This is a genomic window from Caballeronia sp. INML1 (assembly GCF_023631085.1).
GTDB lineage: Bacteria > Pseudomonadota > Gammaproteobacteria > Burkholderiales > Burkholderiaceae > Caballeronia > Caballeronia turbans.
In genome coordinates this window covers 1-25,181 of the sequence record NZ_JALQDT010000080.1, presented here as the reverse complement: position 1 = coordinate 25,181, position 25,181 = coordinate 1, and the positions used below count along the sequence as shown (strand labels likewise).

Here is a 25,181-nt window from a genome sequence, read left to right as displayed (position 1 = left end):
ATAAGAATTCCACTGCGACAGCACCATCATGCCCCACGCGCGCGCGAATCAGGAACTGGCCCAGCCGAGTCGCTTACACGCTTCATGGACAAACCGCGCCTGACTCAGCGACGCGAGGACTTCGGCCTTTGTGGATGTTCGGAGAGCTTCCTTGAAAGCCAGCAATAAGCCGGATTGCCGACTGTGACGCCGCAGTGCAGCGGGGCAACAACTTGCCGCGCCGGCAAGGATTGTGCCTGGCCAGTGTTGCCGCTACCCAACCTTACAGGCAAAAACCGCGTCCAAATGATGCGGGGTGGTGACGGCTCCAAATATCCAGCCCCGCCTGAGTTGGGCACACGAGGTTATCTGTTGTGAAACTTCCGTCTGTCCCGCGCTGCCGTTTTTGGTGGTAATGATTGCGGCGTCAGCCTGGAGAGAAAGTCCTTTGCTTCGAATTTCATATGGTCGTGGCAGTAGTGTTCGACGGCTCGCGGCTCAGAAACGTAGAAGCCGCTGAATTCTCTCGGGCTGACCGGTTGGCGCCGATCTCCCAATGGTGGTTCGTTCGACACCAGTAAATGCTTGCCGTCCCATGCGATCTCGAAAATGGATCGCACGTCGTTCAATAGGAAGTGAACCGTCAGTGCATGGTCGCGTGAAAGTTTGTCGAGAGCGGCCAACGTCGGATCATTTTCTCCAAGTCGATCCGAAATGTATATCGTAATTTGTACGCTTCGTGCGAGGCACGAGCGAATCCTTCTGAGTATATCCCCGTCAATCTTTGAGAGAGACGGATTGGTTGTAGTGATCACGATCGAGGACTCAGCGTTGTCCAAAGCCGAAGCAAGATAGTATTCGCCCTCGTGACATCGGACCGGAACTATTGGGATACGATCAAGCTCCTTCGAAACCTCCTTAAGTTCAGATTCATAGCGAGACTTCTTCTCTAGCAAGGAGTCGCTTCGCTCTTCGCCAAGGCGCATCTCGACGGCGCCCAAGTTGAACAGGAGGACGCTTCTGCGCTGAACAAGCGAAGCCACGTTGGGACCTCCGTCGCTCCCAGTGACCAAGTCGCGATACCGTTTCCGAATCGCTTGGCCTCCTGCCTTGTTTGCAAAGCCTCGCTCGACGCCGATTAGCTTTGCCAGGCCCACCTGAGCACAGGCCGTAGTCAGCTCATTATCAATCGAACCATTTACAGCGAGACGCAAAGACAATTCCCCACTTGATGCTCTGTAGATCAGTGCCAGCGCCGGCCTGAATCGCCCTAAAGACTTGTGGATTTTCGTGACTCGAAGCACCTCGAAACCCGGAGCAGTTGCTTCCTGGGGCGAATTCGTAGTCGTTCGCAGTTTATTAATCTCGCCGACATCCAACTCAGAGAGTCCCGGTGGTCCAAATGCATTTGCGATCGGAGCGGTAATTCCAGACGGATCCGCGCGTTGTTTCGTATAGAAAATGGTTCTCTCAAGCAGACTCTTCTGTACTGGATCCCACAGAAGATACAATCGTCGGTCAGAAGGACTGGACTCCCCATTTTCGCGTAAAGCTTCTTTCCCACGACGTAGCAGCACATGGTGCCCAAAAGCATTCTTTCCTACGTAGTCTCCATCGCAGAGACTTTGTAAAAGACCTTCACCGTAGTTGGCATCCACTCCGAGAAAAGCACATATATCACTGCACTCAGATAGTCCAGAATCGATAACACGCAGACAAAACTCTACCGGCGCGGGAAGGGGCCGACGATCAAGACCAATCACGTCAACAGCGAGGAGTTGTACGGGCAGATGAACCGTAAAGTAGTCGACGAGCGCATGTCCTTCAACTGCATCGAATCTGCGCGCGCTTTCATTCTGATCTCTCATAGGTCTCTCAGCAAGCAAAAATCGGGGTTAGCGCGGATGTAGTCGATCACATCGCGGAACGGGTTCTTGCCTTTGACTCCATGACAAAAGTCAGCATCCCCTACGATCACAAGGGCATCTCGTGCTCTAGAAAGCGCCACGTTGAGCCGCTCCTTCTCTCGCTGAAATCCTATTTTATTGAGGGAGTTCGACCGCGTGACGCTGTATAGACAAATGTCGGCCTCTCTTCCCTGGAACGCATCAACAGTGTTCACTTCAATCTTGAAGCCGGTATGCGCGCCGATCTGTTGCGCGATCTGATCACGTAGTAGAGCGACTTGGGCCGAGTAAGCAGCGACAACCGCGACCTCCACGGGTTTTACAGCTTTTCGGGTCTGACGCGAGATTGATTTGAGTTGTTCAATGATCTCGTGTGCCTCAATCAAATTCGCATAGGTATTTCCCGGAGTTTCGGTCTCCGCGCGCTTCGGCTTCCTCGAAGTCGAAAGCCAAGTCACAGCTTTGGGGTAGACATCCACTATCATGCGATTGCGTTCTTCATCTTCCCTAACGTTAATGAGCTTCCGGTCATAGAATACCTCACTCACCAATGAGCCAATCGTGCTGCACATTCGACGTTGCTCAACAAGCTCTTCGACGTTTTCCGATGGCAAGCGCGACAAAAGGATGGAAAGAAGACTTTCCTTCGCCTCGACTGAAAACGGGGATTCACCGGTACTGCTGCTGTCGGATTCGATATGCGGCGGAAGCTGCTTCGGATCACCGACCAGAATACACCGCCGGCTGCGCGACATCGGGACGAGGGTCTCCGTGGCGGTGGCCTTGGACGCTTCGTCCACGATGCATAGGTCGTACGCATCCTGCTGGAAGGCGGGAGTACTGCCTAGTCCGATACAAGTTCCTGCGACAATTCGAGCTTCTCTAAGGACAGCGCCATGAAACGAGCGCTCAGATCCGAGCCGGTTCAGCCAGTCAAGATGCAATTGCATGAGAGGCAACAGTTCCCTGCGGGCGCTGTTCGTAGTGACGAGGCCATTGAGCAAGCTTTCGAGATCGCAGTCGTCGGCATCGCTGAAAACGGTACCCAATCCATCCAGCTTCTCGAGGCTCTGCCACGTTCGGTTTAAACGCGCCTCAACCGACTCAATATTTCTTCGAAGATCGTCCTCTTCGGTCAGCGTCGCCTCGGTCTGTCGTAAGACTTCATGTGTATCGGGAACGTGACCATCTGCAATCGTTTTCAGACGTCGGTCGTTAATCGCCAACTCCCTTCCTTTCAGCTTTTTTTCTCGGTCGCGTAACTCCTTAAGCACGCCTCGAGTCTTCATGTAGCTGCGACCAAGCAACTCGACTTTTATTTCATAAGCGCTGATACCCCTGCGCTCAGCGTACGTCTCCATAAACTCTTCAGAACGTGCCTCGGCCTTCAGGCACCAGTCCTTTACCTTTCTCTCAAGCGTCAATCGCTCTACCGACTTATTGACCTTGTGGGAGTTTTCAGATCCGAATGAAACGATGCGCACCACATCTTCGGCCAAGCCTATCTCGTCCAGTTTGGCAATGATATGGTCAAGAGCAACGTGCGTTTGCGATGAGAGAAGAATGCGTCTTGTGGGATACCTTTTTAGATATGCACTGATCAGTTCCGCAATCAGAGTAGTCTTCCCCGTCCCGGGCGGCCCATTCACGACAAGCAGGCTGCTCACTTCCATCGCCTTGTCGAGAACTTGACGCTTGTCGCCGCTCAGGTGTTCAGGGAACTGTAGACCTGCAGGCTCTGGCGGCTCGGCCGAACCTGGATCCGACAGGACATTGGCGATTACGGGACTCACAGCCCTACCTGCCCTGATATCTTCGAGTGCGGCGCGTTGCTTCTGGAGAGACTTTCTCTCGGCCTCGAAATTAGTCTGTAGCAGAGCATTTGCACGCGGTATATCCGCTCTTTTCCCGGAGCGGAGGAAAAGCTTGACCTGATCTGCCTGGACATCAACGACTGTCAAGATTATCGGCTTTCCGCCCGGCGCCTGAAGTACTAAAGACGCCCCAAGCTCCTCTCTGTCGAAGTCGCCGTCGATTGTTGCTACTAGAAATTCTTCATCGTCGTCTATCCGCCTTGCGAGGAAATCTTTCTGCTTCGTTTTATAGAGGCGTTCCTTTTCCCGCAAGAATTCCGACCAACAGTCAAACCAGAATGAACGTTCCTTCTCCTGAAGTTGATTAGCAAGGACATCGTCCATGATCTCGAGTCGGCCTGTGAACGAGCGCAAATCGTCGCGGGCCGCCTTTACATTTCGAACCGACTCGGCTCGGAACGAAACGCCTGGTACCGTGGCCTGTGTTTCGCGGATTTCCCGTGCACGGTCAGGCGTGTGAACAGTCAGTTGGTCGACCGACAGCTCGTGCTCCCCAACTTTGCCCCTAAGTCGTATCGTGGCACCAACAATCTGAATGATCCCGGTCTGAAGATCGTAAGCGGCAGTCCAGCCACAGTTCAGATCGTCAATGACGTACGGCGTGCATTGTCCCTCCTCCAGACCGGAGTACTCCTTTCTCAGCGACGTTATGCATGCTTCGCCGAGGCGAATATAGACTTGCATGGGGATTTGCGCTTTTGCAAGAGCGGCAGCGTGGTATGCGTCGAGATCTGCGAGCAGGACAGTGGCTGCCTCTTGGCGCTGATCAGGCGACGCAGCCAAGGCCCTCTGTAAGAGGCCTTTGGGACCGGAGAGCTCGCGCATTCCATCTAGCGCAAGACGCAAGTCTTCTTTTGAATGGAATACCTGACCCGTGAGGCACGACGTTGCTATTGCTGCCCATGAATATATGTCACGCCTAGCACTGTGGTAACCATCGTCAGCTTCGTCGGGCGTGTACGGCGGCGATCCGGCTTGAAAAAAAGTCAAGCCCAGTTGAGGGCGATCCGTATTACGCGCTATGCCAAAGTCTACGATCTTCGGCACTCCCGCTCCATCAAATAGCACGTTCTGCGGCTTGAGATCGCGATGTGCCCATTGCCGCTGGTGCGCATAGGCCAACGCGCGAAGTAAGGGTCGACCGAGCGTTTCGTAGAAATCGCTCCAGCTCACGGGGCCCTGCTCACGGATGCGTTTAGCTAAGTCACCACCCGGTAACCATTCAAGCACAAGGTAGGTTATGCCCGAAAGGCTGCCGCTGTCGAATTGCTGGACGATGTTTGGATGGCAGAGGTCGGAAAGCGCGCGCTTTTCTCGCTCCACCGAAAGCGCCGACCTTGCGTAGTCCGCTCCTGGTAACGACACTTTTACCGCACGATTAAGCTTGCTTCCCAAGTCGGTCGCACGACAAACTGCGGACATGCCACCGTCGTATCGATCATGGGTGATCTCGTATTTTCCATCTAACACCACGCCGGGTGTAAGGGGAAAGTCGCTGTCTGTCATTTCGGCTCGCTGCGGGTCGTCTCTAAGGTCCATTGGTCTCATCTCACACAAGCTGCAGCGATTAGCGAGAGCCAGCCGCAAGCTCACTTTGCCGCTGATCCTGCGCTCCCGCGCAAAGAAAGCGGATTTTAGTTAATACGACGTCCGCACGACACCTACTCGGTGCGAAGAATCCGCAATTTGCCCCCAACACGTGCAACGCCACATCAATGCGCAAAAAAGCGAAGTAGACTCGCGCGATACCGATCACGTTTCTTTTTCGCGGCTTCACCGACTCCCTCTGTCCGCAGCGGCGGAATCGAGTTCAAGGTAGACATGGGTTGGCTCACGTCTCAAGCCTTCAGCAAGATACGTTCGCACGAGCCGGCGATCGCGAGCCTCATAACTCATTCCATCCACGAGACATGCTTCAGCGACGCGGGGATTGTATTCATGCAGCCATGCATAGTTTTTCTTCGTCCATGCCAAGATCGCTCTCTGAAGGGCTCGACTGTCTCTGTCGTAGTTACCTTGCCTAATTGTGAAGCCCATTACGTTTAGGCAGAAACCAAGGATACGTGCACCCTTGAAATTTGGAAACCCGTTCATGTCCGCGACCTCGTTGTAGAGTAGCCGTCTCACCTTGAACTTAACAATCTTGCCAGCGGCGCCGCTAAGCCGTCCAGCGTGGAATAGTTCGCCCCAAACGGAATTGTGTTGGACCCACCAGCACTGCATGCCCGGCGACGTCACCGCTGAAACCGCAAAGATAACCTCAAAAATCATCTCCGCAAGATGATCATAGAAATCTTCAAGATACGGTCGTCGCTCGCTTTCCTTCCGAATTCGCAGTTGCACGTGGTTTGGAACCGTCTTTTTATCAAGAACCTCAACACAGTCCTTGATGAACTTGACCACGACCCGTAGACGCAACTGTAAGTCGTCGTCCCAAGCTAGGTTGGTAATGCCATCGAGTTTATAAATTTCGGAAACTGAATTCTCGATATAGCCCTTTGCGCGATAGAGAACGAACGAGTGACTCCCAAGCGCATTTTCCGCGTAATCGCGGAACGTCATTAGCACGAGCCGGCAGTAGGCTTGCCACTGAGCAGCGTCCCACTTTGACCTGTCCACGAAGTCCAAATCGAACAGTGTTCCAATGGCCTCGACCATTCTGTAGTTTGAGAACATTGCCTGACTAAGTGGCTGGTGATAGCCGATCAATCCCGATTCGTATCCTTCGGTTTCGTGGTACAGAAAAGAGTCGCGATTCTTCAATGCCTCGCTGACGATGTTGCGAGCAAAGGTCTCGACTTGAATGCCGTAATGCTTCGATTCGCCTATTGCGCGGAAAATGGCAAGGGCAGTGCCCGGAGACGATTCGACTATGGCTCTGCACAACCTTTTGTCCGCGATTAGCAGCAGGAGGTCGTTCGCATAAGCTTCGACCTTCGGGAGAACGCGTTCCTCCTGTTCTCCAAGCTTGCCTCGGTAGTGCTTTAAATGGCCCCTGTCCGTGGCGTGTCGTACAAGAGACGGCACTGAAAAGCCAAGTTCGTCGGCGATGACCGCGAGTTCGGACGAGGATCCTTTCAGGATGAATTGGTAGAGAGTTCGTGCGAAGCGCGCAGCGTTGTACTTGCCGTATCTCGTTGGCCGGATAAAGGCGAACCAGGTCCAAGTAAGGAATGTTAGGAGGAGCAATGCGCCGAGAACCGCCTGCCATATACCGGGTGTCAGCAGGTTACCTTTAGGCACGAGCCACTCCTCAACGCGCCAAAGGTCCGTCAACAGCGTAAGGACACCGACGATCGCGACGACCGAGAACGTAATTCCAAGAAGAGGCACCGGCGCGGTTCGGACGCGGAATCGATAGCGCACATCGCCAATCGTCCATGCCAACACCATGAGCGCGAGGCCTGCGAGAAACTCAGAGAATCCAAAAAACTTCTGCTCGGTCGAATTTAGCGGGATGAAACAAACGTCCCAAAGACATTTTTCTACTACCATGAGAGCCTCGTCCCCTCAGTAATTGCGCTGCATGTTAGCAGGGCGCCTTTCGTTAATATTGATGCCGCTTAGATCGTCAAACTCCTGTTGAGAAGCCGCCCGCGCCAGATTTCAAACCGCTATTATCACTACAAACTCGATCATAGTCGACGCAGCAGGCGCCACCAGGATTAACGTCCTGGTATCACAGAGATGCGGTCCGAGATACCCGACAATCGTCTCACATTGTCGCCAGCGTGGTGGCTGGCTTTAAACGCGACGGCGAGATGGATGACCGATCTCCGACCTTCGGACGAAACCGCTCGCGCGGTATTGGGGCTCCGGCGGGCGTTAGCGGTATCCCGCAGGAAACCCGCGCGGTTCCCATGATGGAGGACGAGGCAATCCGCCTCGTTCCCCGTCAGGAGCACCGCCATGACTCACACCAGCCCGAGCATCAGTCCATTGCGCCAGCGCATGATCGACGACATGCGCATGCGCAAGTTCGCACCCAAGACGCAAGCCGGTTATGTCCGCGTGGTCCGTCAGTTCAGCGCATTTCTCGGGCGTCCGCCGGACACCGCCACGATCGAAGATCTACGGCGCTACCAGTTGCATCTGGTCGATCACGGCACCTCTCCGATCTCGCTGAATGCAGCGATCGCCGGCCTGAAGTTTTTCTTCGGGATCACCCTTGAGAGACCGGAACTGATGGCCCGCATGCAGCCTGTACGGGTGCCTCGCAAGTTGCCCGTCGTGCTCAGCCCTGAGGAAGTCGCCCGCCTGATCGCTGCCGCCGGCAACCTGAAGCATCAGACCGCGCTGTCGGTCGCCTATGGCGCCGGACTGCGCGCCAGCGAAGTTGTGGCGCTGAAGATCGGCGACGTCGACAGCCAGCGCATGACTCTGCGCATTGAGCAGGGCAAGGGCCGCCGCGACCGCTACGCGATGCTCTCGCCGGTCCTGCTCGAGCGCCTGCGCGTCTGGTGGCGCGTGGCGCCCGCGCAGGGTCGCATGCTCGAAGGCGGCTGGCTCTTTCCGGGCCTCGATCCGATCGACCCGCTCAGCACGCGGCAACTGACCCGCGCCATCCATGCCGCCGCCGAGGGCGCGAACATCGACAAGCGCGTATCCATGCATACGCTGCGCCACTGTTTCGCCACTCATCTGCTCGAACAGAAGGAGGATATCCGCGTGATCCAGGTGCTGCTCGGACACAGACAGATCGAGACCACCACCATCTATACTCAGGTCGCCACTGACCTTCTGCGCAAAGTAATCAGTCCGCTGGACCGCCTGCCCGCCGAGTAGCCCGGCACCGCTTGGAGTGCCCCGTGCTCGAGGTCGCGGACATCTTCCGCGCCCACGGACCGGCATGGCGACAGAGCGCCCGCCTGAACCTGGGGCAGTTGAAGGTCATGTCGGCCATCGAACAGTGCCGCACCGCGGCGCTGGGTGGACATGTTTTGCGCTGTTCGGGCTGTGCAAAGATCGAAGTCGCCTTCAACTCCTGCCGCAACCGACATTGCACGAAGTGCCAGGCGAGCGCCGCGCGCCGCTGGCTCGAGGCGCGTCAGGCTGACCTGCTGCCGGTGGAGTATTACCACGTGGTCTTCACGCTGCCCGCGCCAGTCAGCGCGATCGCCTGGTACAACAAGGCCGTGATCTACGGCCTGCTGTTCGACGTCGCCGCCGAGACCCTACGTACCATCGCCGCCGATCCAAAGCATCTCGGTGCCCAGACTGGCGCCACGCTCGTGCTGCATACCTGGGGCTCGGCCCTGACGCACCACCCGCACGTGCACGGCATTGTCCCGGGCGGTGGTTTCTCGCCCGACGGTGAACGATGGGTGGCATGCCGACCCGGTTTCTTCCTGCCGGTGCGCGTGCTCTCACGGCTGTTCCGGCGCCGCTTCCTCGAAGAACTCATGGCGGCGCATCGTCGCGGCCAACTGCGCTTCTTCGGCGACTACGCCGCGCTCGCCGATCCATCCGTCTTCGCTCAATGGCTCGCGCCGCTACGCACGTGTGAGTGGGTCGTCTATGCCAAGCGCCCCTTCGCCGGACCCGAGGCAGTGCTCGCCTATCTGTCACGCTATACGCATCGCGTGGCCATCTCCAACCGGCGCCTGGTTGCCCTCGACGAACGGGGCGTCACCTTCCGCTGGAAGGACTATCGCGCGAAGGGGCGCACCCGCTACAAGGTCATGACTCTCAGTGCCGATGAGTTCATGCGCCGCTTTCTGCTGCATGTGCTGCCCGCTGGCTTCCACCGTATTCGTCACTACGGTCTGCTCGCCAACCCCGTGCGGCGCGAGAATCTCGCGAAGATACGCGCGCTGCTGCACGTCACGACCGCCGCCAGTCCACGAGCGGCTACGGCGGATGAACCACTCGGCAAGCTCCCGCCGCGTTTCACCTGCCGCCACTGCGGCGCGGCGATGGTCATCATCGAACTCGTGCCGCGCAGCGCACCGATCCGCGCACCACCCGCCCAGCGAGCCCCAGCATGAGTGCCCGTGTTTCGAGACGTTCAAACCGACCGTCGGTTCACCGGCAACGGGACCCGATTGCGGACGGTCGCGTCCCTGACATGGATGACGCGACTTCGCGCGCTGCGCGCCATCACAAACGTAGGCTCGACAACTTCGCCAACGTGCGTTCCGTCGATCTCAACCCGTCCCGTCGCGCCTCACCCTCAATCCGACGTCGCGCACGATCGCTCCAATCCCCATAGTGGTAGAACTCTTCCAGCCGCACAGGGACACTCCGCGGTTTCCTCCCTCGGGGTTTGTACGACGCCTGCCCGCATGCGCCTTTGGTGCGGGCCCAGCTGCACGGTGAAGGGCAGGCATCCTACAAACCTAAACTTCAGCAGCCGATCCAGCGTGGCTCGATGAACGTCGGCTATGGCCGAGGACGCGACCATGACGCCGCGCGAACGGATGTTGAGATGAGTTTCAAGAGGTTTTCGCATAGCGGCGGCCGACGATCCCTCGCATATAATCCGAAGTTGAAAAGTCAATGCGCCGCACTGGAGCTTAAGCTATGAGTCAGACCCGCGGGAGAAATGCGGGGTACCGAGAAAAGGCCAACAGCCGCCAGCCTCATCATCTGTCTAAACCCAATTTCTCGTCCCGCAACCGTACGTCCTCCCAGACGCCTTCCAAAGAGCCGGCTGCGACGGCCTCGATCATCAAGACGCGGTCGTTTCAGTTTTTGGTCAATGCGGTCGGCGCTGAGAATATCGCCTTGGCGCTGGATTCCACTCTTTCGCGTGTCGCGGAGCTTTCGAAGGGCGAAAGATTCACGCCCGAGACTGCCTTTCACATGGAGACCACGCTCGGTCTGCCTCATGGTTTTTTCGATCAGCCCTACCCTGCTCTTTCGCCCGAACTCATTGCTCGCTTGAAAGCGCCCCTCGAGTTTGTTCGAACGGACGACGAGCTGGCCGACGAAGCCAAGACGCAGACGGGACCGGCATCGGCGCCGGCATCGGCATCGGCATCGGCAATTCCAGTCACACAAGAACAGTTGTTTGTTGCGGACGGTTCGTCCGAGGATGCACAAATGCCATCTCAGAAAGCGAAGAGCCCGCATAGCACCGCGAAGAACGGTCGAGCCCAACTCGCCAAGCAGTCAACCGGCAAAGCCGCTGCAAAAGCCGCTTCCGGTCGACGCGCGGCAATCGAAGCGACCCCGCCCCAACAACTGAGCCTGCACGATGGCGCGACGGTCGAGAGCATCCGGCGCGCGAACCTTCACGTGCTTACCGGGCGTAACGGATCGAAAGCCAAGCTCGGTCTGGTCATGGGACTGACCGGGTCCAACATGGCGCATCGACTTCACGGCAAGAAGCGCATGGACGAGGCCGAAGCGAACCGCTTTACAGAGCGGCTTGGTTTGCCAGCTGGCTGGTTGGACCAGCCCCGCTCAGAAGCGGAAATACCCGAGTCCGTCTCAGTTTTGCTCGCGCCCGCGTCACGCACTCGCGCAGGTAGTCGAGAGCAAGCGCCTCGCGCTGCCACGCTTGACGCCGGCGCGCTGGATGTATCGCCTCCTACTGCGCGAGCAAGTGAGACGCCGTCCGTTACCTCGGGGAGTGCACAGGCTGCGGTTGTATCCGAGACTCAGCCCCGTAGTGTAAAGAGGGTGGGTGCCTCCCCGACGAACGAGACCGAACAACCCGCGGCAATCGAACCACACGCCGTCGAAGACGACGGTGACCGCGTGCCGACACGTGCACTCGCGAATGCTGACTTTTCACCGGCTTCGGCAACAAGTCTGCAGGGTATGGACGGTATCTCGCCAATAGCGGAAGCGCTGCTCAAGACGCTGGCGGGCAAAGCACGCACGGGTCGACTGGATGAACTGACGGCGCTCGAGCTGCTGCACAAAGCTATATTGCTCTGACTCGGTCGCGCGTCGGTTTCGAGGCTGCCGCCCATTCGTCGCGTCCGCAGTGCCGACGTCAGTCCAGTTTTGTTGCGAGCACCTTCGCGATAATCGAGGAAGGCCCTTCGACGAGTTGTCGCACACGAGCCTGCACGTCCGGCGCCGGAACGCCCGCTGCCGCCGCGGCCCTGACCGTCGCATCGTAGGCGTCAAGCGCATCGATAGGCGCAATCTCATAACCGTACCTCTTGTAACGATTCAAACAGCCGCTCCAACCAGCGCTCCCGCACCGCTCGGGGCGCGCTCAGCTTCACAGTTCGGTTCACAGCTATGGTTCACCCAGCGCGCCGAGTTGCCACTCTGAGCCCCGTCGTTCACGCGCCCGTCATCAAGATCGAAGAAAAGCGTATGGCTGTCTTCCGCCGCCGAGCGTTCATAGCCACGCTGGGCCGCTGCCCACGAAATCAGCTTGCCCTTGTATCAAGGAGTATCTCGACCGCGCTGATTCGGGCCACTGCAAACACGCCACGTCCGTGAATAGGCGAGCGACGAACGAAGAAGCGACGCATAGAGAGAGGGGTACCTAATTGTCCGTGTGCCGGTGTACGTCGACGGATACGCGCGGCAGGCGAAATGCTTGGCATAATCGGAGCGACACATGCTACCGCTCGCTCATGCCCTCATCGACTCGCCGTCGCACGAAGCGAAAACCGTCACGCGGCACGCTGGCGCGTTACCGCGATCGCATCGTCGAGATTTTAGGTGAGGCGCGCGGTCAGCGCGTCATGATCCGCTCAATTCATCCGGATGGGCGCGAGCGACTGACGGCCGTCAAGCTGGCCAATCTACTTCCGCTTGAGAGCCAGTTGTTTTGATTTGGCCGCAGGCATTCGCGCCGGCTGAATTCTCAAGACGTCACGACGCGTTGATCGCGTCCTTGAAGGCCTTACCGGCGGAGAATTTGACCGTCATCGCAGCGCCGATCTCGAGAGTCTCGCCGGTTTGCGGTTTGCGCCCGGTGCGTGCTCCGCGCTCGCCGCGGCCGAAGCTACCGAACCCGACCAACGGCACCGCGCGCCCCCGCACTTACCTCTTTCGTGATCGTCGCCAACACTGCGGTGAGCGTCTCGTCGACCGCCGCCTTGATGTTTCCGGTTTGCGACGCCACCGCTTCGAGGACGTCCTGCTTGTTCATTCCGTTCTCCTCGTTTTGGACTGACCGCCATCTTACCGATAGGAGGCGGCGGCCGAGCGCCGAAGACCGTTTCGAACGATACGCGCGGACGTGATGTCAGGAGGGTGCGCGGCGGCCGGCTCCCGTAGGTAAGTGAACGGCTAGGGTTCTGCGTGGGCCCACTGACACAGATTATGCCCCGCTCATGTCAAGGGCGACGGCTGCTACCCCGGTCCGCAACACTCAAGCATACCAATCGCGCCGATCTTTTCGGCAGGCGCTTAGGAAATTCGCTTCGATGCCGATATGAAGGCATGGAACCTCAACCCTACCCTCCCTCTGCTGCTTATGAGTTGTTGCTGATCGACGCAGATCTTGGGCATCTGCAACGCGCGATCGCGTTGGAAGTCGTCGCCCGGAACCCGGTTCTGCCACTGACTTACTGGCGGCGCCGCGTCACTCGAATTCTCGAAACGCGGCACCTTCTACCCGCGCAGTTGGCCGTCGCCCGCGCGTTGCTGGACTTGATCGAATCAACCAGCCCTAGCGAACGGTTACTCGCCAAGGCCAGTTGATGAGTTTTTCGGTTGTTTGACGCACTCTCCCCTGAGAAGGCGATAAAGCGAGGTAAGAAGTGAGCAAACTCGGGGGCGGCATCAATCGGCGGCCACGTATCTGAATTTGTCGCAGGTCGTAGCCAACGTCGTGTAACGCTAGCGCGCAGATGCCTTGCCGCTGACCGCCATCGTTGCAGCAATTGTCGAGGCTCACGCCGTCCCTTCTCAGGCGTTGGTGCTTCTCCCCTCCGCGCATAGGAATCGCCTCGGCTAACTCATCCCCTGCCGCCTCGTCCGCGAGGCGACCATCGCCAATTATTGTGCTGTTGTTCCGAAGTCGGCGACCACCGTACCACCGGTCGACCGTCCCCTTCCGTCGATCACGCGTCGTCCGTGCCAGTGACTTCCAGGGAAGGACGTGATTCAGGCAGCGATGATTGGGACGTGAAAGCTTACGGCGACGCGGGCGGCGACGCCGGATGCATATATGCAATCAGCATCTTGAACTGCATCTCAGTCACCGCCTCGATAGCCGACGCTTCAGTGGCGTCCCGTCCGACGAACGCTTTCAGGGAGAATACCCATTGCGGCCAGCGTGACATAAAAATCCAACGCGTCCAATCCCGGTGGCTGCCCCGCGCGCCCCCCTTCGTGCAGATTCTCGTTGTTGATGAGATTCAACCACCTCGTTCGCGCGGAAGTAATCCCAGATTGAGCGACGTACAGGCCTTCCTTGCTTTCGAAGTAGTAATAGAGCATCCGCTCGTTGATATCTGCGGCCGTGGGGATCGCGTCGACGCGGGCTCCGGAGAGTCCGTAGGTCGAGAACTGTTGCGTCGCGGCCTCCAGGATGCGCCGACGCGTGCCCTCGGGGTCCCTTTTGGTTCTCGGTTCGGTCATGGTGGTCGCCTCCGCGATGCAGCTGACCGGGATTAGCGCGTAGAGCCTCACGGCTGGTCCCGGTGCGTCCGGCGCGTCACGCGCGTTCGTTTTGCGTCGACGGGGTCGTTTCAATGGTGATAAGTCGTATTATCACGCTTGCGTTTAATGGCGGTGCTGCCATTGACGACAGGCGTCGTCGCAGCGAGTCTCTCGTCCGTCCGGCGGCTCTCTCCTAGTCCAGACCCTCTCAAACCGCATTCAGAGCGCGCGACGGACGTTCGTGCCAAACCGCTTGCAATGCCATCAAAAGTCACGCACGATCGGACTGATTCGCGCTCACCTTGCGGTTTGCCATCGGTGTACTAACGTTTCGTTTGGAACACGTCGATGGAGGTTGCCATGCGCGCGATAACGATTCTTCTGGCCCTGTTGGCCATTCCCGGGCTCGCACTGGCCGACGCCGTGAGCACCTCGAACAACAACTCGACGCTCACCGTAACGCGCGACGATCCCATCTATAACCTGAACCTGCCGAGCGATCCCGTGCAGCTCGTCAGAACGCTCGAATGGAACGTCGACGGCCGGCGAATCCTGATCTATCCATCCGGCCCTTCGACTTTTATCGACCTCGGACACATGCACGCGGACTCTCACGTCACAACGAATCAGATACATGCGCAAGGCCCGATTCTGGGTTACGGCACAGGCCCGCTTGCAGGCACGGTGCTGGGTGGCATCGTCTATACGGTAGAAGGCGACACCGCGGGAACGCTCAAATCCCGCCTGACGGAGAAGGTCGACATTCAGAACAAGAGCGATGCGCCCGTGCAGTTATGGATGAGCGGTCTCGGTTATAAACCGAGTCAGTCGAATCTCGAAGTGCCGGATTACAGCGGGCTCGATATCGTCGGCACCACCGTGGCCGTCCTCACGAATCGCTCGATCACGGAAATTTTGCCGCCGCCGCAGAACATGTTCGGCGAGGTCACGATATTCCCCGTCGTCAGCTTCGTGGGCTTCAATCCGCTGATCAACCAGAGCGTGACGATCCCGCCCGGCGCGACCTTGTCGATGATCAGCGAGATTAAGGTGTCGCGCACGTCGAGCGAGATTCAGCAGTTCCTGCGTGAACGTGCGCCGAGTCGCTTCCAGGACTCGCCGTTGCTGAACAACCCGTTCATACGCGTGCCCTGAGCGGCCACTATCGGGCGATATCGCCGGGCTGCGACGAGGCGCCGCCGCCCGAGCCGTACCCCGATGCTTTCGCCGCAGCCGCCTTCTGCGATGCCAGCCGGAATTTCGCGGCCTGTACTGCGCCATCCGGGAAGTCGGCCCATGCCGTCGGGCTGTAGCCGGATTTTTCCGCCTGAACGAGATCCGCGCGGACTTGCGCGCGCGTAAGGGACTGGCCGTCTGCCCGAGCATACGAAACGACCGGTGCGGCAAAGACCAATGCAACGACTGCTTTGACGAACGCTTTCATGGCAGCGCCTCCCAGTAAACCTTACTAGGCTCCGTTCACATATGCGATCGGCCCAAACGCGCAGGCAAGCGATGCAAACACGAGATAAGTGTCGGCGAGCTTATCGGGTGGAGACACCGCGAAAATGCTTGATGCGATTGAAGAAGCGCTCGACCAGGTTGAGAAGACGATACGCATCGGCGTGATGCCGGGCGTGGAAGCGGCCATCTTCGCGCATGCGCGGAACGTGGCGGCAAAGCAAGGCATGTCGCTGGAACTCGTGATCTTTGACGATGCCGCGCGCATCGATCAAGCACTCGCGAATGGCGTCATCGATGCCGCGAGTTTCGATGACGAAACGAGCCTCAAGACTCGCAGCGAGCGCGGCGGCTATGCGATCCAAAGCGTCGCCGCCACCATGACCTTGCCGATGGCCTTCTATTCGCGCAGGCTCGCATCGATCGCCTCGTTGCCGCACGGCGCGATCATCGCGATTCCCGCCGATGCGCCCGGCACCCCCCGCGCGCTGATCCTGCTGCAGAACTATGCGCTCATCACGCTGAAGGAAGGCGCGGGCCTGCATCCGACGCTCGCGGACATCACGGGCAATCGCTTCAGTTTGAACGTTCGCCGCATCGATCATGCAAAGCTCTACGATGCGCTCGACACGGCGAGCTTCGTCGCGATGAACGCCGGGCCACGCCGCGCGCTTTGGTTTGCGTCCGGGCCGCGACCGCATCGGCGTCGAAGATGCGCGCTCGCCGTGGCAACACGTGCTTGCCGTGCGCTCCGGCGATGCCGACGCGGCATAGGTCGCGCAACTCGTCCGCGTCTATCAGTCCGACGACGTCGCTCGTTTTATCCTCACGCAGTATCAGGACTCGGTACGCCGGCCATGGTGACGCCGGTATGAGCGCGTATTCGTTCGAATGCATCGCCTGCGGGAAGTGCTGCAATAGTCCCCCGCCCTGTCCTTGCGCGAGCTCTTTCGATACCGCGATGTCTTCGTCGGTTGCATCGCGCTCGCGCGGCTCCCGCGTAGTTCCACCCGCGCCACCGCACGCGTTTCCCGTCGATGACATCAACGCGATCGGCATCACGGCGCTCGCCCTCGATTACCCCTCGGCCGGACGCTGTCCCGCCCTCGCGGACGACGGCTTGTGCAGCCTGCATTCGACCGGTAAGCCGGACCAATGCGCGGCGGTGCCGCTTGATCCGCTCGTGCCCGATCATCTCCAGCATGCGGTGCTCGAGCAACGGTCCCGCGGAACCGGTTGGATCGGTGCAGGCTGTATTCAGCCGGAGCAGCACTCGGGGGCGGTGCTCGTGCGCCATGCCGAAATCGTCGATGAGTCGGCGGCGGCGGCCATGCAACGCACGCGCGTCCGTGTTCGACGGACTGATACGCGATTTCGCGGACCCGCGTCAGGCGCTCGCTATGATCCCTCCGGACGGCTACCGCACCATCGCCATCGCGCCCGCGCTCGTGGGTATCGGCCGGCTGTCGGGCCCCCTTGCCCAGCTCTCGCTCGCGCTTATCGATGCGCAAACGGCGCTGATCCAGCGTAACGTGGCAAAAGCCATCCAGCGCGGCCGCCTTGACGACAGGCCAACGACGAACCTGCTTCGCGGGTTCGCCGAGGCGCTCGATCGTGCGCGCGTCCTTCTCGAGTCGCTGCCGGACACAGTCCCGACGTCACGGCTTGCGCAGAAAGCCGAAGCGTGGCTGGCTACTTGACCCCAGATAACCCTATCTCGGCCGAACTTCCAGCATGTTGCGTCGCTAGACAGCGGATAAAGCAAGCGAGGCTGTCCGCTAGCCTGCGAGGCCTCCATCTTGAAAGGGTCTCGCACCGCGTCTAATGGAGGCAGGTCGGCCTTATGGAAAGCTTTGCATGAAGCCGATTACCGCTTAGGTTGTCCGCCGGATCTGGAGAAATGTTGCCGCTCCCTGGCGGAAACCTTGCTCGCCGAACGTCGATCAGCGCCAAAGCCTGCAGCGCAGTTATTCCGGCGCCGTCGTGCTACTCCGCGACGACATTGTGCTCCCACAGTAGCTCAGGTTCGGAGATTTTTCTCGCGGTCTGCCCAGTACCGCAACGGGTCGTGATTGTCCGGATAGCGCGAATCAAGCCACGCTGCACTCTTGGTCCAATCTGGATGATTGATACCCGTGCGCGCCGACCAAATCGAAGAGCGCTCGAGAACTCGGCCGTTTTCGCGATCGCGAATAAGCACACTTCCCAATCCGGTCGAACTATTCGCTTGCGTCTCGATTTGATAACGTGGCAGGATCCTGAGTTCAGCATTCTTTGCCCATCCAAATACTGCTCGGACCACGCCGGACGGATCTCGCAACTCGCTGGGGCCACTTCCTGGACGAACCGCCGTCCAGCCGTCTGGGAACTCCGCGACAACCTCGTCTTTGCCCTCCCTCACCCACTTCACGCGCAAGGCCAGCGCCATCACTTCGCGCATGCGAGAGTCTAGGCAACTCAATCGCCACCGGGAGCCTGATCAGGTTGTCTTTCCAGAGCACGGATTCGTCTTCGACGCGCTTGACAACATCGGACACTTCTGGCCCAAAAGGGTTTTCGGGTCGGCTCGACACCCTTGCGGTTGCTCCCGAGGGCAGGCCTTCGAAAAGGCGCTCAGCGTCTTCACCCGTTAGTTTCGCCTTTGCTTTGTTCATAGTCTCTTCGGGTTCCTAGTTGAAAGCGAGCGGCGTTGAAAAGCAGTCAACCGTGGGAAGGACATGCACTTCGAGGTGCACTGGAGCAAGATTCCGCGCCACCGCTGCGCCCCTTGCAAACGCGTAGGCTGCCTATTTTGCGCGGGAGCGGTTTGTTGAGTCGCGCGATCCGCTCGCTCGGCTATTTGGCCGTACAGCCGAACCCGTATCTTCGCCGATCGTCGAGATTGAGTGCTTGAAGATCATCTGGGATCCCGTGGTGGAATTTAGATAAAGCATGTACGTATCAAATGATTGGATGTGTCCAACTAATCTAATCCCGTTGACCAAATAGATCGACACGCGCTTTCGTTCCTTTCTCAACGCATTGAGAAAGTCGCCTTGTCCAACGGGCTGGTTCTGCGCCATAGAGCTGTGTCTTCTAGAATGATGAAATCAAGCGCATCGGAGTTGTCCGATCTGCCATAGCAGCATCAGACAGCATCGGGGCCGTACTTGGCCTCACGTTCGTGGCGGATCGAAAGCAGGATCACGCGCGTCTCGGAACAGGCATATAGGACGAGGTGTGCGGAGAGTACAGACTCCCGAAACTCAAACAACCGAGCCTGTGCGGCCAACTGCTCAACTTGCCGCAGCCATGTCTGCGATGCGGTTGAAGTCACGGAATAGAAGTCCGCTCGATGACCGATCTTGGGATACCGCTCCAGGCGCGCAATGAGTTCAACTATCTCGCCCTCAAGGTGATCGGAACGTCGTGCGGCCGAGGCTTCGTCCTGAACAAACATGAACGCTTCGATGGCGTCGAGCGACTCACTAAATGAGTCAGCGACGTCAACGATGATCATGTCTCGGCCTTGGTGCGCCGTCTCTCAGCGCGCTCCTTCAATGCGCGCCGGAAATCCTCGGCGGACGAAGTACGTCCGGCAAGGACATCGTGCATCCCCCGCTCCGCGTCCGACAGCATTAACAAGCGCCCCCGCTCGTGGCGTTCAAGCTCATGATAAAAATCTAGCTTCTTCGCGTCGATGATGGCGACGAACGCGGAGCCGTTTTTTGTGAGGACCTTCTCAGCACCGGCGACGACGTCGTCTGCTAGTTCGGTCAGACGCGCCCGCGCTTCGCTGATGGGCACCACGTCCTGAGCACGGATTGTCATTTTAACAAATCCATTAACAAATTCGTTAAAGTAGGCTACGCCACCTCGATTGGCATGTCAAGTCAGTTAAAACTAAACTCGTACGACCCTGATAGCGCGTCGTGTTGAAACTCTTTCTTAAACTTGACATCGCCGCATGGAATACGAGGGTCTGGGTTACCTCAGCAAGTCATGAAGCCGAACAATGGAATTTGGCAGCGGGACGCTAACCTACAGTGAGCTGATCCGCTTGTTCGAAGGACCTCCGAAACGCGGAAGTGATCGACCGGCGCAAGATCGAGCAACTCACAGCATCGCGGCGCGCATTCGTGATCCCTCGGCCAAAAAGATCTGCCGCAGCCACGCGAGCGTCAGGCGCGACGCACACTGCGTCATCGATGCTGCACTTTCCGTGTTGCCATGTAGGCGTCAAACAGGCCCGTATGCAGCCGGCTCAGTTCTTCGCGTAAGGTCACCAATTCGTGCCGGTCGCCTTCATGTTCGCGGCGCAAGATCTCCCCGAGCAAGGCAGTGGCACGCGACGCCGGCACATCTCGCTGGACGCGCGCCTCGCCCAGCCGACTCGCGAGCGCTGGCTTGACGATCAGCAGCCAGGCCATGAACCACGCATAGTCCTCAATTTCGCCTGTACCGGGAAAGTCAGCATCGAAGCGCCGACGCAGCGCATCGAGCGAAGCGTCCCGAAGCCCGGCAATCAATGCGGCGAACCGTGATGGTGCCAGCCACGCCAATTCCGCGAACAGCGGCCACGCCGCATCGAGGCCGGCCGCTCGATAGCGCGCTTCGGTCATCCAAGCGAGTGGCGACGGGATGCGCCACCACGATTCGATCGCGTTGACGGCGTCAGTGGCCGCCGCCCAGTCCCCCGCGCGAAGCCAGAGCGGCGCGGCGTGGCTTTCGGTGTGGGTCCCGCAGAACACCAGTGGTGCAGCACGCTGGGCGAGCGAGCGCCAGCACGGTGTCGACCACGCATGAACGTCCTGTGTGGGCAGCACCCGTTGGGCCGCAGGCATCACCTGATCCTCGAGGTGTCGCCGGACCGCGGCCAGTTCCGCGTGGTCGGTCAGCGGAAGGCTTGACTCGTTCTCGAGTTCGCGAACCAGCACCGTCATCGCACGCAGCGCGGTGTCGTCATGGTATTCGCTGGCGAGCTGCGTCAGTGAGGCTCGCGCGTCCACCGCATGGCGACGCTGCAAGTGCTCCACGACGTCATTGCGCAGTCCCACGTCGCGGCTGTCGGCAAATATATCGAGCTGTTGCATGCTTTGCTGCATCGTCGTCGCACTCAGGAATGTCGTCGATGAAGAGCGATCAGGCTAATTCATTTCAGCGCGTGGAGGAAGCGGCTGCCGGCGCTTTCGACGATGTTTTCATGGATCACCGTGTGCCAGGTACGCCTCATAACAGTACGCTACCGACGCGCATCCAGCATCGTGCCGCGACAGCGGCGAGCGCCGCACCGGCATGCGTAAAGGCGCTTGAGCGCCGCCGTTCGGCGCCCTTCGACGTCGAGCGCGTAGTCGATGAAAATCTCCGCGCCCTCTTCGATCGTGCGTGTTGCCCGGATGAAGACCCGATCGCCTTCCTGTTCAGCTTCACAGTTAGGCGCGCAACTGTGATTAATCCAACGCGCGGAGTTGCCACCTTGTGCGCCGTCGATCATGCGTCCGTCGTCGAGCCCGAAGAAGAAGGTGTGTCCGTCTTCCGCGGTGGACCGCTCATACCGGCGCTGTGCCTCTCTCGCCGAGATGATCTCGCCCTTGTACTCGAGGATTACATCACCGACGGAGATAGTCGCCGCGGCGAACACACCACGACCATGAATCGGCGAGTGACGGACGGCTATGCGGCGCATGATTGACACTCTCGCATGGGAACGAACGAAAAAATCTGCGTTGGTGTGAGGACAGGCGATAATCGCATCATCGCATGTCAGCCTGTCAGGAAATGTCCGCTCTGCCTCGTCGCACGAAACTCAAACGCAAGCCGGCGCGCGGCACCCTGGTGCGCTATGAAGGCCGGATTGCGGAAGTGCTGGGCGAAGCCCGCGGGCAACGCGTCATGATTCGCTCCATTCACCCGGACGGACAGGAGCGCCGCACGGCGGTGAAATGGGTGAACCTCATACCGCTCGAGACTCAGCTTTTCTGATTAGGTCGGGACCCGTCGAACGAGTGATGCGACGGAAAACTACCCGCCTGCGGCCGTCGCGCGCCACCCGGGCGTTGCTGCGCTCACGCCTGATTGACGGCGTCTTTGAAGCCTTTCCCGGCGGTGAACTTTACCGTCTTGGCCGCGGCGATCTTGATCGTCTCACCGGTCTGCGGATTGCGCCCAGTCCGCGCGGCGCGTTCGCCGGTGCCGAACGATCCAAAGCCGATCAGCTGAACGGTCTCTCCCCCGGCCACCGTTTTCGAAATCGTCTCAAATACCGCATTGATTGCATCTTCAGCGGCGATCTTGCTCGTACCCGACGCCGACGCCACAGCGTCAACCAGTTCCTGCTTGTTCATTGAATCCCTTCCTCTCAAAAAAAAGAACGCGATCTTACCGAACCGCTACGACAACGCGGAACCGCGGCTGCTATGAGGCAGCATCGACCGCATCCAGGTCGAACAGATCCGAGGTCGTGCTGTGTGTGGACAGCAGCTCGGGCAAATCGCCCTTTCGAACCTTGGCCAGGGTGTCCGGCGACAGCCAGATTTCTTCCATCGCGTCGAGGCCTTCCTCGATCATCCGCTGCAAGAAGAAGGATTGCTTGCGCCCCGTGGCCTCGGCCAGCACGCGCAACCGCTGTTCGATGACGGGGTCGATGCGCACCGCCACGACCCGCAACTTGTTCTCTGCTGATCTTCTCATCCGTTTGCTCCTTTAGACCGTCGGCGCGACAGACGCACCGGCCGGCCGTGAACTGCTCGCCACTCTCTGGCCCCATCCGGTCATTATCTACGTGCGAGCTTTCGCTCTCGACGTTTTGCCAACGGCGGCCTTTCGGGCCGCTCGCCTGACTGCCGGATCGGAGTCTGCCGCGGGCATGCGCCGCGCCGGGGAGCGCGTCGTTCCGCGCAGCGTCTTCAACTGCTCCTGAAGTGACTTGTGTGCCGCTTCAATCGCGGCGAGCTTGCCTTGCAGCACGCCGGCCTGATGGCGGGCATCGCCCTGCTGCCCCTGCAGCGCCTCGACAGTGCGACGATGCTCGGCGTCTCGCTTGTCGGCTCGTTTGGTCGCCTCGGCCAGTTCATTCTGAGCCCTGGCCACCGCGCTGCGTTCGCGATCGATCTCCAGCAGTGCCCGCTTTTCCGATGCGCGTAAGCGCTCCTCGGCACGGCCGGCGGTCTCACGGAGCTTATCCAAATCACGCGAGAAGGTGTGGCGCACCGTCTCGAGTTCTCGCTCGCGCACGAGCGCCTCTTCGCCGAGACGCTTGATCTGCGCCTCAAGCGCTTTACGCGTGGCCGCCTCCTCGGCCTGCCGCCGCTCCAGCTCCCGGATCTCGACCTGGGCCGCCAGCAACGCCGCGGTGCGCTGCTCGAGCGCCGTCTCGGTCCGACCCAACTCCTCGCGCGCCGCGACCACTTTCTGTTCCGCCTCGGCGCGCTGCGCTTCGACCTCGTCGCGCAGCGACATCAGTTCGGCCTGTGCAGACGTCGTCGCCCGTGTCCACAGCGTCCCGATCAGCTCGCCTGCGGCGTCGCTCAGATCCGTCGGCAGATCCGGATGCTCGATACGCACCCGGCTTTTCTCGCGCAGTTCCGCCCAGAATTCACTTAGCACCGACGCCGGCGTGCTCATGGTGCCGCGGCGCACGAGGTTGTAGAGGCGATTGGCGGTCGGCGCGACGCCGAAGCGAAAGAACAGCAGCGCGCACACCTCGCGATAGAGTTCACGCGTCTTCGGGAATTCGACCTTGAGGCGCTCGATATCGGCCGCGAGGCGGGTTTCGTCGGAGAGAACGTCGGGCATGGCCGCGAAAGGATAAGCAGTGCGCTCATATTACAACGTAATCCGCTAGAGATCCAATTCAGCGCGGCTATCGACTTGACATTAACCGTATAATGTTGAGATTCCTATGCCGAGCTGCCGCCAAAACGAACATTGACCTGAAAGCCCCCTATGCCAACCTCACCGCCCTATGCGTTGCAACCGGCACCGCTCGAAACACTCGTCATCCCAGCGACGCTGAACGGCTCCGCGGGCCTAAATCGGGCTGTGACAGGGCGCCCCCAGATTGCCGCCGATCACGACCTCGATGCGATCCGCGCATGGCTGTCACGCTTTGTCGACACGAAAACCACCTTCGAGAATTACCGCAAGGAAGCCGAACGGCTCCTGCTCTGGTCGGTCGTCGAGATGGGCAAACCGCTCTCTTCCTTGACCCATGAAGACTGCTTGCGCTATCAGCAGTTTCTGGCCGATCCGCGGCCTGCCGGCACGTGGGTGGCCGGGGGCGGGCGCAAGCATCCGCGCAGCGACGCGCGCTGGCGGCCGTTTTATGGGCCGCTATCGTCGTCCAGCCAACGCCAGGCAACCGTCATCCTGAACGTGATGTTCTCGTGGCTGGTGCAGGCCGGCTATCTCGCCGGCAATCCGCTCTCGCTCTCGCGCCAACGCACGCGCCACGCAGCGCCTCGTATCACCCGCTATCTGGAGCCGAGCGTGTGGCAGGCGGTCAAGGACTTCATTGCGACGATGCCCAAGCAAACGGACCGGGAAAAAGCCCATGCGTACCGCGTCCGATGGTTGTTCACCCTGCTCTATCTCGGCGGGCTGCGCATTGCGGAGGTCGGTGCCAACACCATGGGCCAGTTCTTCGTGCGACACGATGCGGATGGCGCGCTGCGCTGGTGGCTGACCGTTCACGGCAAAGGCGACAAGCGACGGCTCGTGCCAGCCACGCGCGAGATGATGATGGAGCTATCCCGCTATCGCCAGCACCTCGGCTTGAGCGCCCTGCCGTCGCCCAACGAAGACACGCCACTCGTTTTGCCGATCGGCGCCACGGCGTCGAGCGAACGCACCAAGACGTGCGCGCCACTCACGCGCGCGGCGCTGCACGCCATCGTAAAGGACGTCTTTGCGGGCGCTGCGGCGCGCTTACGCGAGCGCGACGATACGGCGAGCGCGCGGGCCGATCTGCTTGAGATGGCTTCCGCGCATTGGCTCAGACACAGCGCCGGCTCGCACATGGCTGACCGCAAGGTGGATCTGCGCACGGTGCGCGACAACCTCGGACATGCTTCGCTGACGACAACCAGCATCTACTTGCACGTCGACGACGATCGGCGCCATCAGGAGACCGAAGAGAAGCACCGCGTAGACTGGTGAAACTAAGCGAGGTCACCCAACACACCCCGACGGCGCACCCTGCCGATTCCGTTCGCCAACCGCCACTCTCTCATGAAAGTCCCTGTGCCCGAACCCAAGATCTCTGCAGAGCTCGTTGCGATGCCAGGGGTATGCAAACATAGACGATTAGTTGCATCCACGGACCGGCGAAACTTGCCTGTCCGACCACGGTAAGTCCGCTAAGCGTCAGCGGCAATGCACACTTTCGTTTAGGTTTGTTCGATGCCTGCCCTCGACCATGAGCGCGTGAGGCAAGGACAACGCGTGCGGGCAGGCGTTGAAT

At 59.5% G+C, this 25,181-nt stretch carries 23 protein-coding genes and 4 pseudogenes; 10 read left to right on the top strand and 17 right to left on the bottom strand.

The window, feature by feature from the left end; all coding sequences use genetic code 11:
• Positions 1-344 precede the first annotated feature (344 nt).
• From NCR38_RS32615 to NCR38_RS32605, 3 genes are all read right to left on the bottom strand, one after another.
• Positions 345-1,847 carry a hypothetical protein gene (locus NCR38_RS32615; RefSeq protein WP_250478417.1) on the bottom strand — a complete coding sequence of 501 codons (1,503 nt, stop codon included), beginning with the start codon at positions 1,845-1,847 and terminating at the stop codon, positions 345-347.
• Positions 1,844-5,266, bottom strand: a complete 3,423-nt coding sequence (locus NCR38_RS32610) for an AAA domain-containing protein (protein ID WP_250478416.1) — start codon at positions 5,264-5,266, stop codon at positions 1,844-1,846. Before NCR38_RS32610 ends, NCR38_RS32615 begins: the two co-directional genes overlap by 4 nt.
• 267 nt (positions 5,267-5,533) lie before the next feature.
• Positions 5,534-7,255: a hypothetical protein gene (locus NCR38_RS32605; RefSeq protein WP_250478415.1), complete on the bottom strand. Its 1,722-nt coding sequence runs from the start codon at positions 7,253-7,255 to the stop codon at positions 5,534-5,536.
• A gap of 414 nt (positions 7,256-7,669) precedes the next feature.
• Here NCR38_RS32605 and NCR38_RS32600 point away from each other — a divergent pair, with 414 nt between their 5' ends.
• The 3 genes from NCR38_RS32600 to NCR38_RS32590 all read left to right on the top strand — a co-directional run bounded on the left by NCR38_RS32600 (position 7,670) and on the right by NCR38_RS32590 (position 11,647).
• Positions 7,670-8,545, top strand: coding sequence for a site-specific integrase (locus tag NCR38_RS32600; protein WP_250478414.1), 876 nt, complete (start codon positions 7,670-7,672; stop codon positions 8,543-8,545).
• 11 nt (positions 8,546-8,556) lie between these two features.
• Entirely contained in the window at positions 8,557-9,747 is a 1,191-nt protein-coding gene (locus tag NCR38_RS32595) for an IS91 family transposase (RefSeq protein ID WP_284503725.1), read from the top strand.
• A gap of 535 nt (positions 9,748-10,282) precedes the next feature.
• Positions 10,283-11,647, top strand: a complete 1,365-nt coding sequence (locus NCR38_RS32590; RefSeq protein WP_250478412.1) for a hypothetical protein — start codon at positions 10,283-10,285, stop codon at positions 11,645-11,647.
• Between the two features lie 240 nt (positions 11,648-11,887).
• Here NCR38_RS32590 and NCR38_RS34590 read toward each other — a convergent pair whose 3' ends face one another.
• The gene (locus NCR38_RS34590; RefSeq protein ID WP_409219325.1) at positions 11,888-12,094 is read right to left on the bottom strand and encodes an SET domain-containing protein-lysine N-methyltransferase; all 207 of its coding nucleotides are present in this window, start codon (positions 12,092-12,094) and stop codon (positions 11,888-11,890) included.
• 209 nt (positions 12,095-12,303) lie between these two features.
• Between NCR38_RS34590 and NCR38_RS32580 the strand changes: the two genes are divergently transcribed.
• Positions 12,304-12,504 carry a hypothetical protein gene (locus NCR38_RS32580; RefSeq protein ID WP_239294554.1) on the top strand — a complete coding sequence of 67 codons (201 nt, stop codon included), beginning with the start codon at positions 12,304-12,306 and terminating at the stop codon, positions 12,502-12,504.
• 40 nt (positions 12,505-12,544) lie between these two features.
• Here NCR38_RS32580 and NCR38_RS32575 read toward each other — a convergent pair.
• A pseudogene (locus NCR38_RS32575) lies at positions 12,545-12,824 on the bottom strand (HU family DNA-binding protein).
• Positions 12,825-13,117: 293 nt separating this feature from the next.
• On the opposite strand from NCR38_RS32575, the gene NCR38_RS32570 reads away from it, so the two are divergent.
• Entirely contained in the window at positions 13,118-13,378 is a 261-nt protein-coding gene (locus NCR38_RS32570) for a hypothetical protein (protein WP_250478410.1), read from the top strand.
• A 434-nt stretch (positions 13,379-13,812) separates the two neighbouring features.
• Here the strand turns inward: NCR38_RS32570 and NCR38_RS34585 are convergent.
• Positions 13,813-14,260 (bottom strand): annotated as a pseudogene (locus tag NCR38_RS34585) (TetR/AcrR family transcriptional regulator).
• 381 nt (positions 14,261-14,641) lie between these two features.
• On the opposite strand from NCR38_RS34585, the gene NCR38_RS32560 reads away from it, so the two are divergent.
• The gene (locus tag NCR38_RS32560; RefSeq protein WP_250478409.1) at positions 14,642-15,436 is read left to right on the top strand and encodes a hypothetical protein; all 795 of its coding nucleotides are present in this window, start codon (positions 14,642-14,644) and stop codon (positions 15,434-15,436) included.
• Positions 15,437-15,443: 7 nt separating this feature from the next.
• Here the strand turns inward: NCR38_RS32560 and NCR38_RS32555 are convergent, their stop codons facing one another.
• Both NCR38_RS32555 and NCR38_RS32550 read right to left on the bottom strand, forming a co-directional pair.
• The gene (locus NCR38_RS32555; protein ID WP_250478408.1) at positions 15,444-15,725 is read right to left on the bottom strand and encodes a DUF4148 domain-containing protein; all 282 of its coding nucleotides are present in this window, start codon (positions 15,723-15,725) and stop codon (positions 15,444-15,446) included.
• 24 nt (positions 15,726-15,749) lie between these two features.
• Positions 15,750-15,897 (bottom strand): annotated as a pseudogene (locus tag NCR38_RS32550) (IS5/IS1182 family transposase); the annotation flags it as partial.
• Between NCR38_RS32550 and NCR38_RS32545 the strand changes: the two are divergent.
• Together NCR38_RS32545 and NCR38_RS32540 are read left to right on the top strand one after the other, a co-directional pair.
• A complete protein-coding gene (locus NCR38_RS32545; protein WP_311394683.1) occupies positions 15,850-16,617 on the top strand; it encodes a MetQ/NlpA family ABC transporter substrate-binding protein in 768 nt (255 codons plus the stop codon). The pseudogene NCR38_RS32550 and the gene NCR38_RS32545 sit on opposite strands and share 48 nt — an antisense overlap.
• A gap of 474 nt (positions 16,618-17,091) precedes the next feature.
• Entirely contained in the window at positions 17,092-17,442 is a 351-nt protein-coding gene (locus tag NCR38_RS32540; protein WP_250478406.1) for a hypothetical protein, read from the top strand.
• A 320-nt stretch (positions 17,443-17,762) separates the two neighbouring features.
• Here NCR38_RS32540 and NCR38_RS32535 read toward each other — a convergent pair.
• The 6 genes and pseudogenes from NCR38_RS32535 to NCR38_RS32510 form a co-directional block, all read right to left on the bottom strand.
• Positions 17,763-18,396, bottom strand: a pseudogene (locus tag NCR38_RS32535) (hypothetical protein).
• Between the two features lie 132 nt (positions 18,397-18,528).
• Entirely contained in the window at positions 18,529-18,804 is a 276-nt protein-coding gene (hfq, locus tag NCR38_RS32530) for an RNA chaperone Hfq (RefSeq protein WP_250478405.1), read from the bottom strand.
• A 65-nt stretch (positions 18,805-18,869) separates the two neighbouring features.
• Positions 18,870-19,241 (bottom strand): hypothetical protein, encoded by a 372-nt coding sequence (locus NCR38_RS32525; protein WP_250478404.1) that lies wholly within the window; start codon positions 19,239-19,241, stop codon positions 18,870-18,872.
• Positions 19,238-19,552, bottom strand: a complete 315-nt coding sequence (locus NCR38_RS32520) for a type II toxin-antitoxin system prevent-host-death family antitoxin (RefSeq protein ID WP_250478403.1) — start codon at positions 19,550-19,552, stop codon at positions 19,238-19,240. Before NCR38_RS32520 ends, NCR38_RS32525 begins: the two co-directional genes overlap by 4 nt.
• A gap of 371 nt (positions 19,553-19,923) precedes the next feature.
• Positions 19,924-20,814 (bottom strand): hypothetical protein, encoded by an 891-nt coding sequence (locus tag NCR38_RS32515; RefSeq protein ID WP_250478402.1) that lies wholly within the window; start codon positions 20,812-20,814, stop codon positions 19,924-19,926.
• Positions 20,815-20,963: 149 nt separating this feature from the next.
• Positions 20,964-21,407, bottom strand: a complete 444-nt coding sequence (locus NCR38_RS32510; RefSeq protein ID WP_250478401.1) for an SET domain-containing protein — start codon at positions 21,405-21,407, stop codon at positions 20,964-20,966.
• A gap of 92 nt (positions 21,408-21,499) precedes the next feature.
• Here NCR38_RS32510 and NCR38_RS32505 point away from each other — a divergent pair, with 92 nt between their 5' ends.
• Positions 21,500-21,703, top strand: coding sequence for a hypothetical protein (locus NCR38_RS32505; protein WP_097191070.1), 204 nt, complete (start codon positions 21,500-21,502; stop codon positions 21,701-21,703).
• An 83-nt stretch (positions 21,704-21,786) separates the two neighbouring features.
• On the opposite strand, the gene NCR38_RS32500 is transcribed toward NCR38_RS32505, so the two are convergent.
• From NCR38_RS32500 to NCR38_RS32490, 3 genes are all read right to left on the bottom strand, one after another.
• Entirely contained in the window at positions 21,787-22,065 is a 279-nt protein-coding gene (locus tag NCR38_RS32500) for an HU family DNA-binding protein (protein ID WP_250478400.1), read from the bottom strand.
• A gap of 70 nt (positions 22,066-22,135) precedes the next feature.
• The gene (locus NCR38_RS32495; protein ID WP_086973924.1) at positions 22,136-22,411 is read right to left on the bottom strand and encodes a hypothetical protein; all 276 of its coding nucleotides are present in this window, start codon (positions 22,409-22,411) and stop codon (positions 22,136-22,138) included.
• Between the two features lie 87 nt (positions 22,412-22,498).
• Complete coding sequence (locus tag NCR38_RS32490) at positions 22,499-23,515, bottom strand: DNA-binding protein (RefSeq protein ID WP_250478399.1); 1,017 nt, start codon at positions 23,513-23,515, stop codon at positions 22,499-22,501.
• 150 nt (positions 23,516-23,665) lie between these two features.
• Between NCR38_RS32490 and NCR38_RS32485 the strand changes: the two genes are divergently transcribed.
• Positions 23,666-24,877 carry a tyrosine-type recombinase/integrase gene (locus NCR38_RS32485; RefSeq protein ID WP_061121983.1) on the top strand — a complete coding sequence of 404 codons (1,212 nt, stop codon included), beginning with the start codon at positions 23,666-23,668 and terminating at the stop codon, positions 24,875-24,877.
• Positions 24,878-25,181 lie beyond the last annotated feature (304 nt).

Bases quoted from the DNA above. Each gene is read 5' to 3' on its own strand.
- NCR38_RS32615 (WP_250478417.1), bottom strand. From the start codon at position 1,847: ATGAGAGATCAGAATGAAAGCGCGCGCAGATTCGATGCAGTTGAAGGA.
- NCR38_RS32610 (WP_250478416.1), bottom strand. From the start codon at position 5,266: ATGACAGACAGCGACTTTCCCCTTACACCCGGCGTGGTGTTAGATGGA.
- NCR38_RS32605 (WP_250478415.1), bottom strand. From the start codon at position 7,255: ATGGTAGTAGAAAAATGTCTTTGGGACGTTTGTTTCATCCCGCTAAAT.
- NCR38_RS32600 (WP_250478414.1), top strand. From the start codon at position 7,670: ATGACTCACACCAGCCCGAGCATCAGTCCATTGCGCCAGCGCATGATC.
- NCR38_RS32590 (WP_250478412.1), top strand. From the start codon at position 10,283: ATGAGTCAGACCCGCGGGAGAAATGCGGGGTACCGAGAAAAGGCCAAC.
- NCR38_RS32580 (WP_239294554.1), top strand. From the start codon at position 12,304: ATGCCCTCATCGACTCGCCGTCGCACGAAGCGAAAACCGTCACGCGGC.
- NCR38_RS32570 (WP_250478410.1), top strand. From the start codon at position 13,118: ATGGAACCTCAACCCTACCCTCCCTCTGCTGCTTATGAGTTGTTGCTG.
- NCR38_RS32560 (WP_250478409.1), top strand. From the start codon at position 14,642: ATGCGCGCGATAACGATTCTTCTGGCCCTGTTGGCCATTCCCGGGCTC.
- NCR38_RS32555 (WP_250478408.1), bottom strand. From the start codon at position 15,725: ATGAAAGCGTTCGTCAAAGCAGTCGTTGCATTGGTCTTTGCCGCACCG.
- NCR38_RS32545 (WP_311394683.1), top strand. From the start codon at position 15,850: ATGCTTGATGCGATTGAAGAAGCGCTCGACCAGGTTGAGAAGACGATA.
- hfq (WP_250478405.1), bottom strand. From the start codon at position 18,804: ATGGCGCAGAACCAGCCCGTTGGACAAGGCGACTTTCTCAATGCGTTG.
- NCR38_RS32525 (WP_250478404.1), bottom strand. From the start codon at position 19,241: ATGATCATCGTTGACGTCGCTGACTCATTTAGTGAGTCGCTCGACGCC.
- NCR38_RS32520 (WP_250478403.1), bottom strand. From the start codon at position 19,552: ATGACAATCCGTGCTCAGGACGTGGTGCCCATCAGCGAAGCGCGGGCG.
- NCR38_RS32515 (WP_250478402.1), bottom strand. From the start codon at position 20,814: ATGCAACAGCTCGATATATTTGCCGACAGCCGCGACGTGGGACTGCGC.
- NCR38_RS32510 (WP_250478401.1), bottom strand. From the start codon at position 21,407: ATGCGCCGCATAGCCGTCCGTCACTCGCCGATTCATGGTCGTGGTGTG.
- NCR38_RS32505 (WP_097191070.1), top strand. From the start codon at position 21,500: ATGTCCGCTCTGCCTCGTCGCACGAAACTCAAACGCAAGCCGGCGCGC.
- NCR38_RS32500 (WP_250478400.1), bottom strand. From the start codon at position 22,065: ATGAACAAGCAGGAACTGGTTGACGCTGTGGCGTCGGCGTCGGGTACG.
- NCR38_RS32495 (WP_086973924.1), bottom strand. From the start codon at position 22,411: ATGAGAAGATCAGCAGAGAACAAGTTGCGGGTCGTGGCGGTGCGCATC.
- NCR38_RS32490 (WP_250478399.1), bottom strand. From the start codon at position 23,515: ATGCCCGACGTTCTCTCCGACGAAACCCGCCTCGCGGCCGATATCGAG.
- NCR38_RS32485 (WP_061121983.1), top strand. From the start codon at position 23,666: ATGCCAACCTCACCGCCCTATGCGTTGCAACCGGCACCGCTCGAAACA.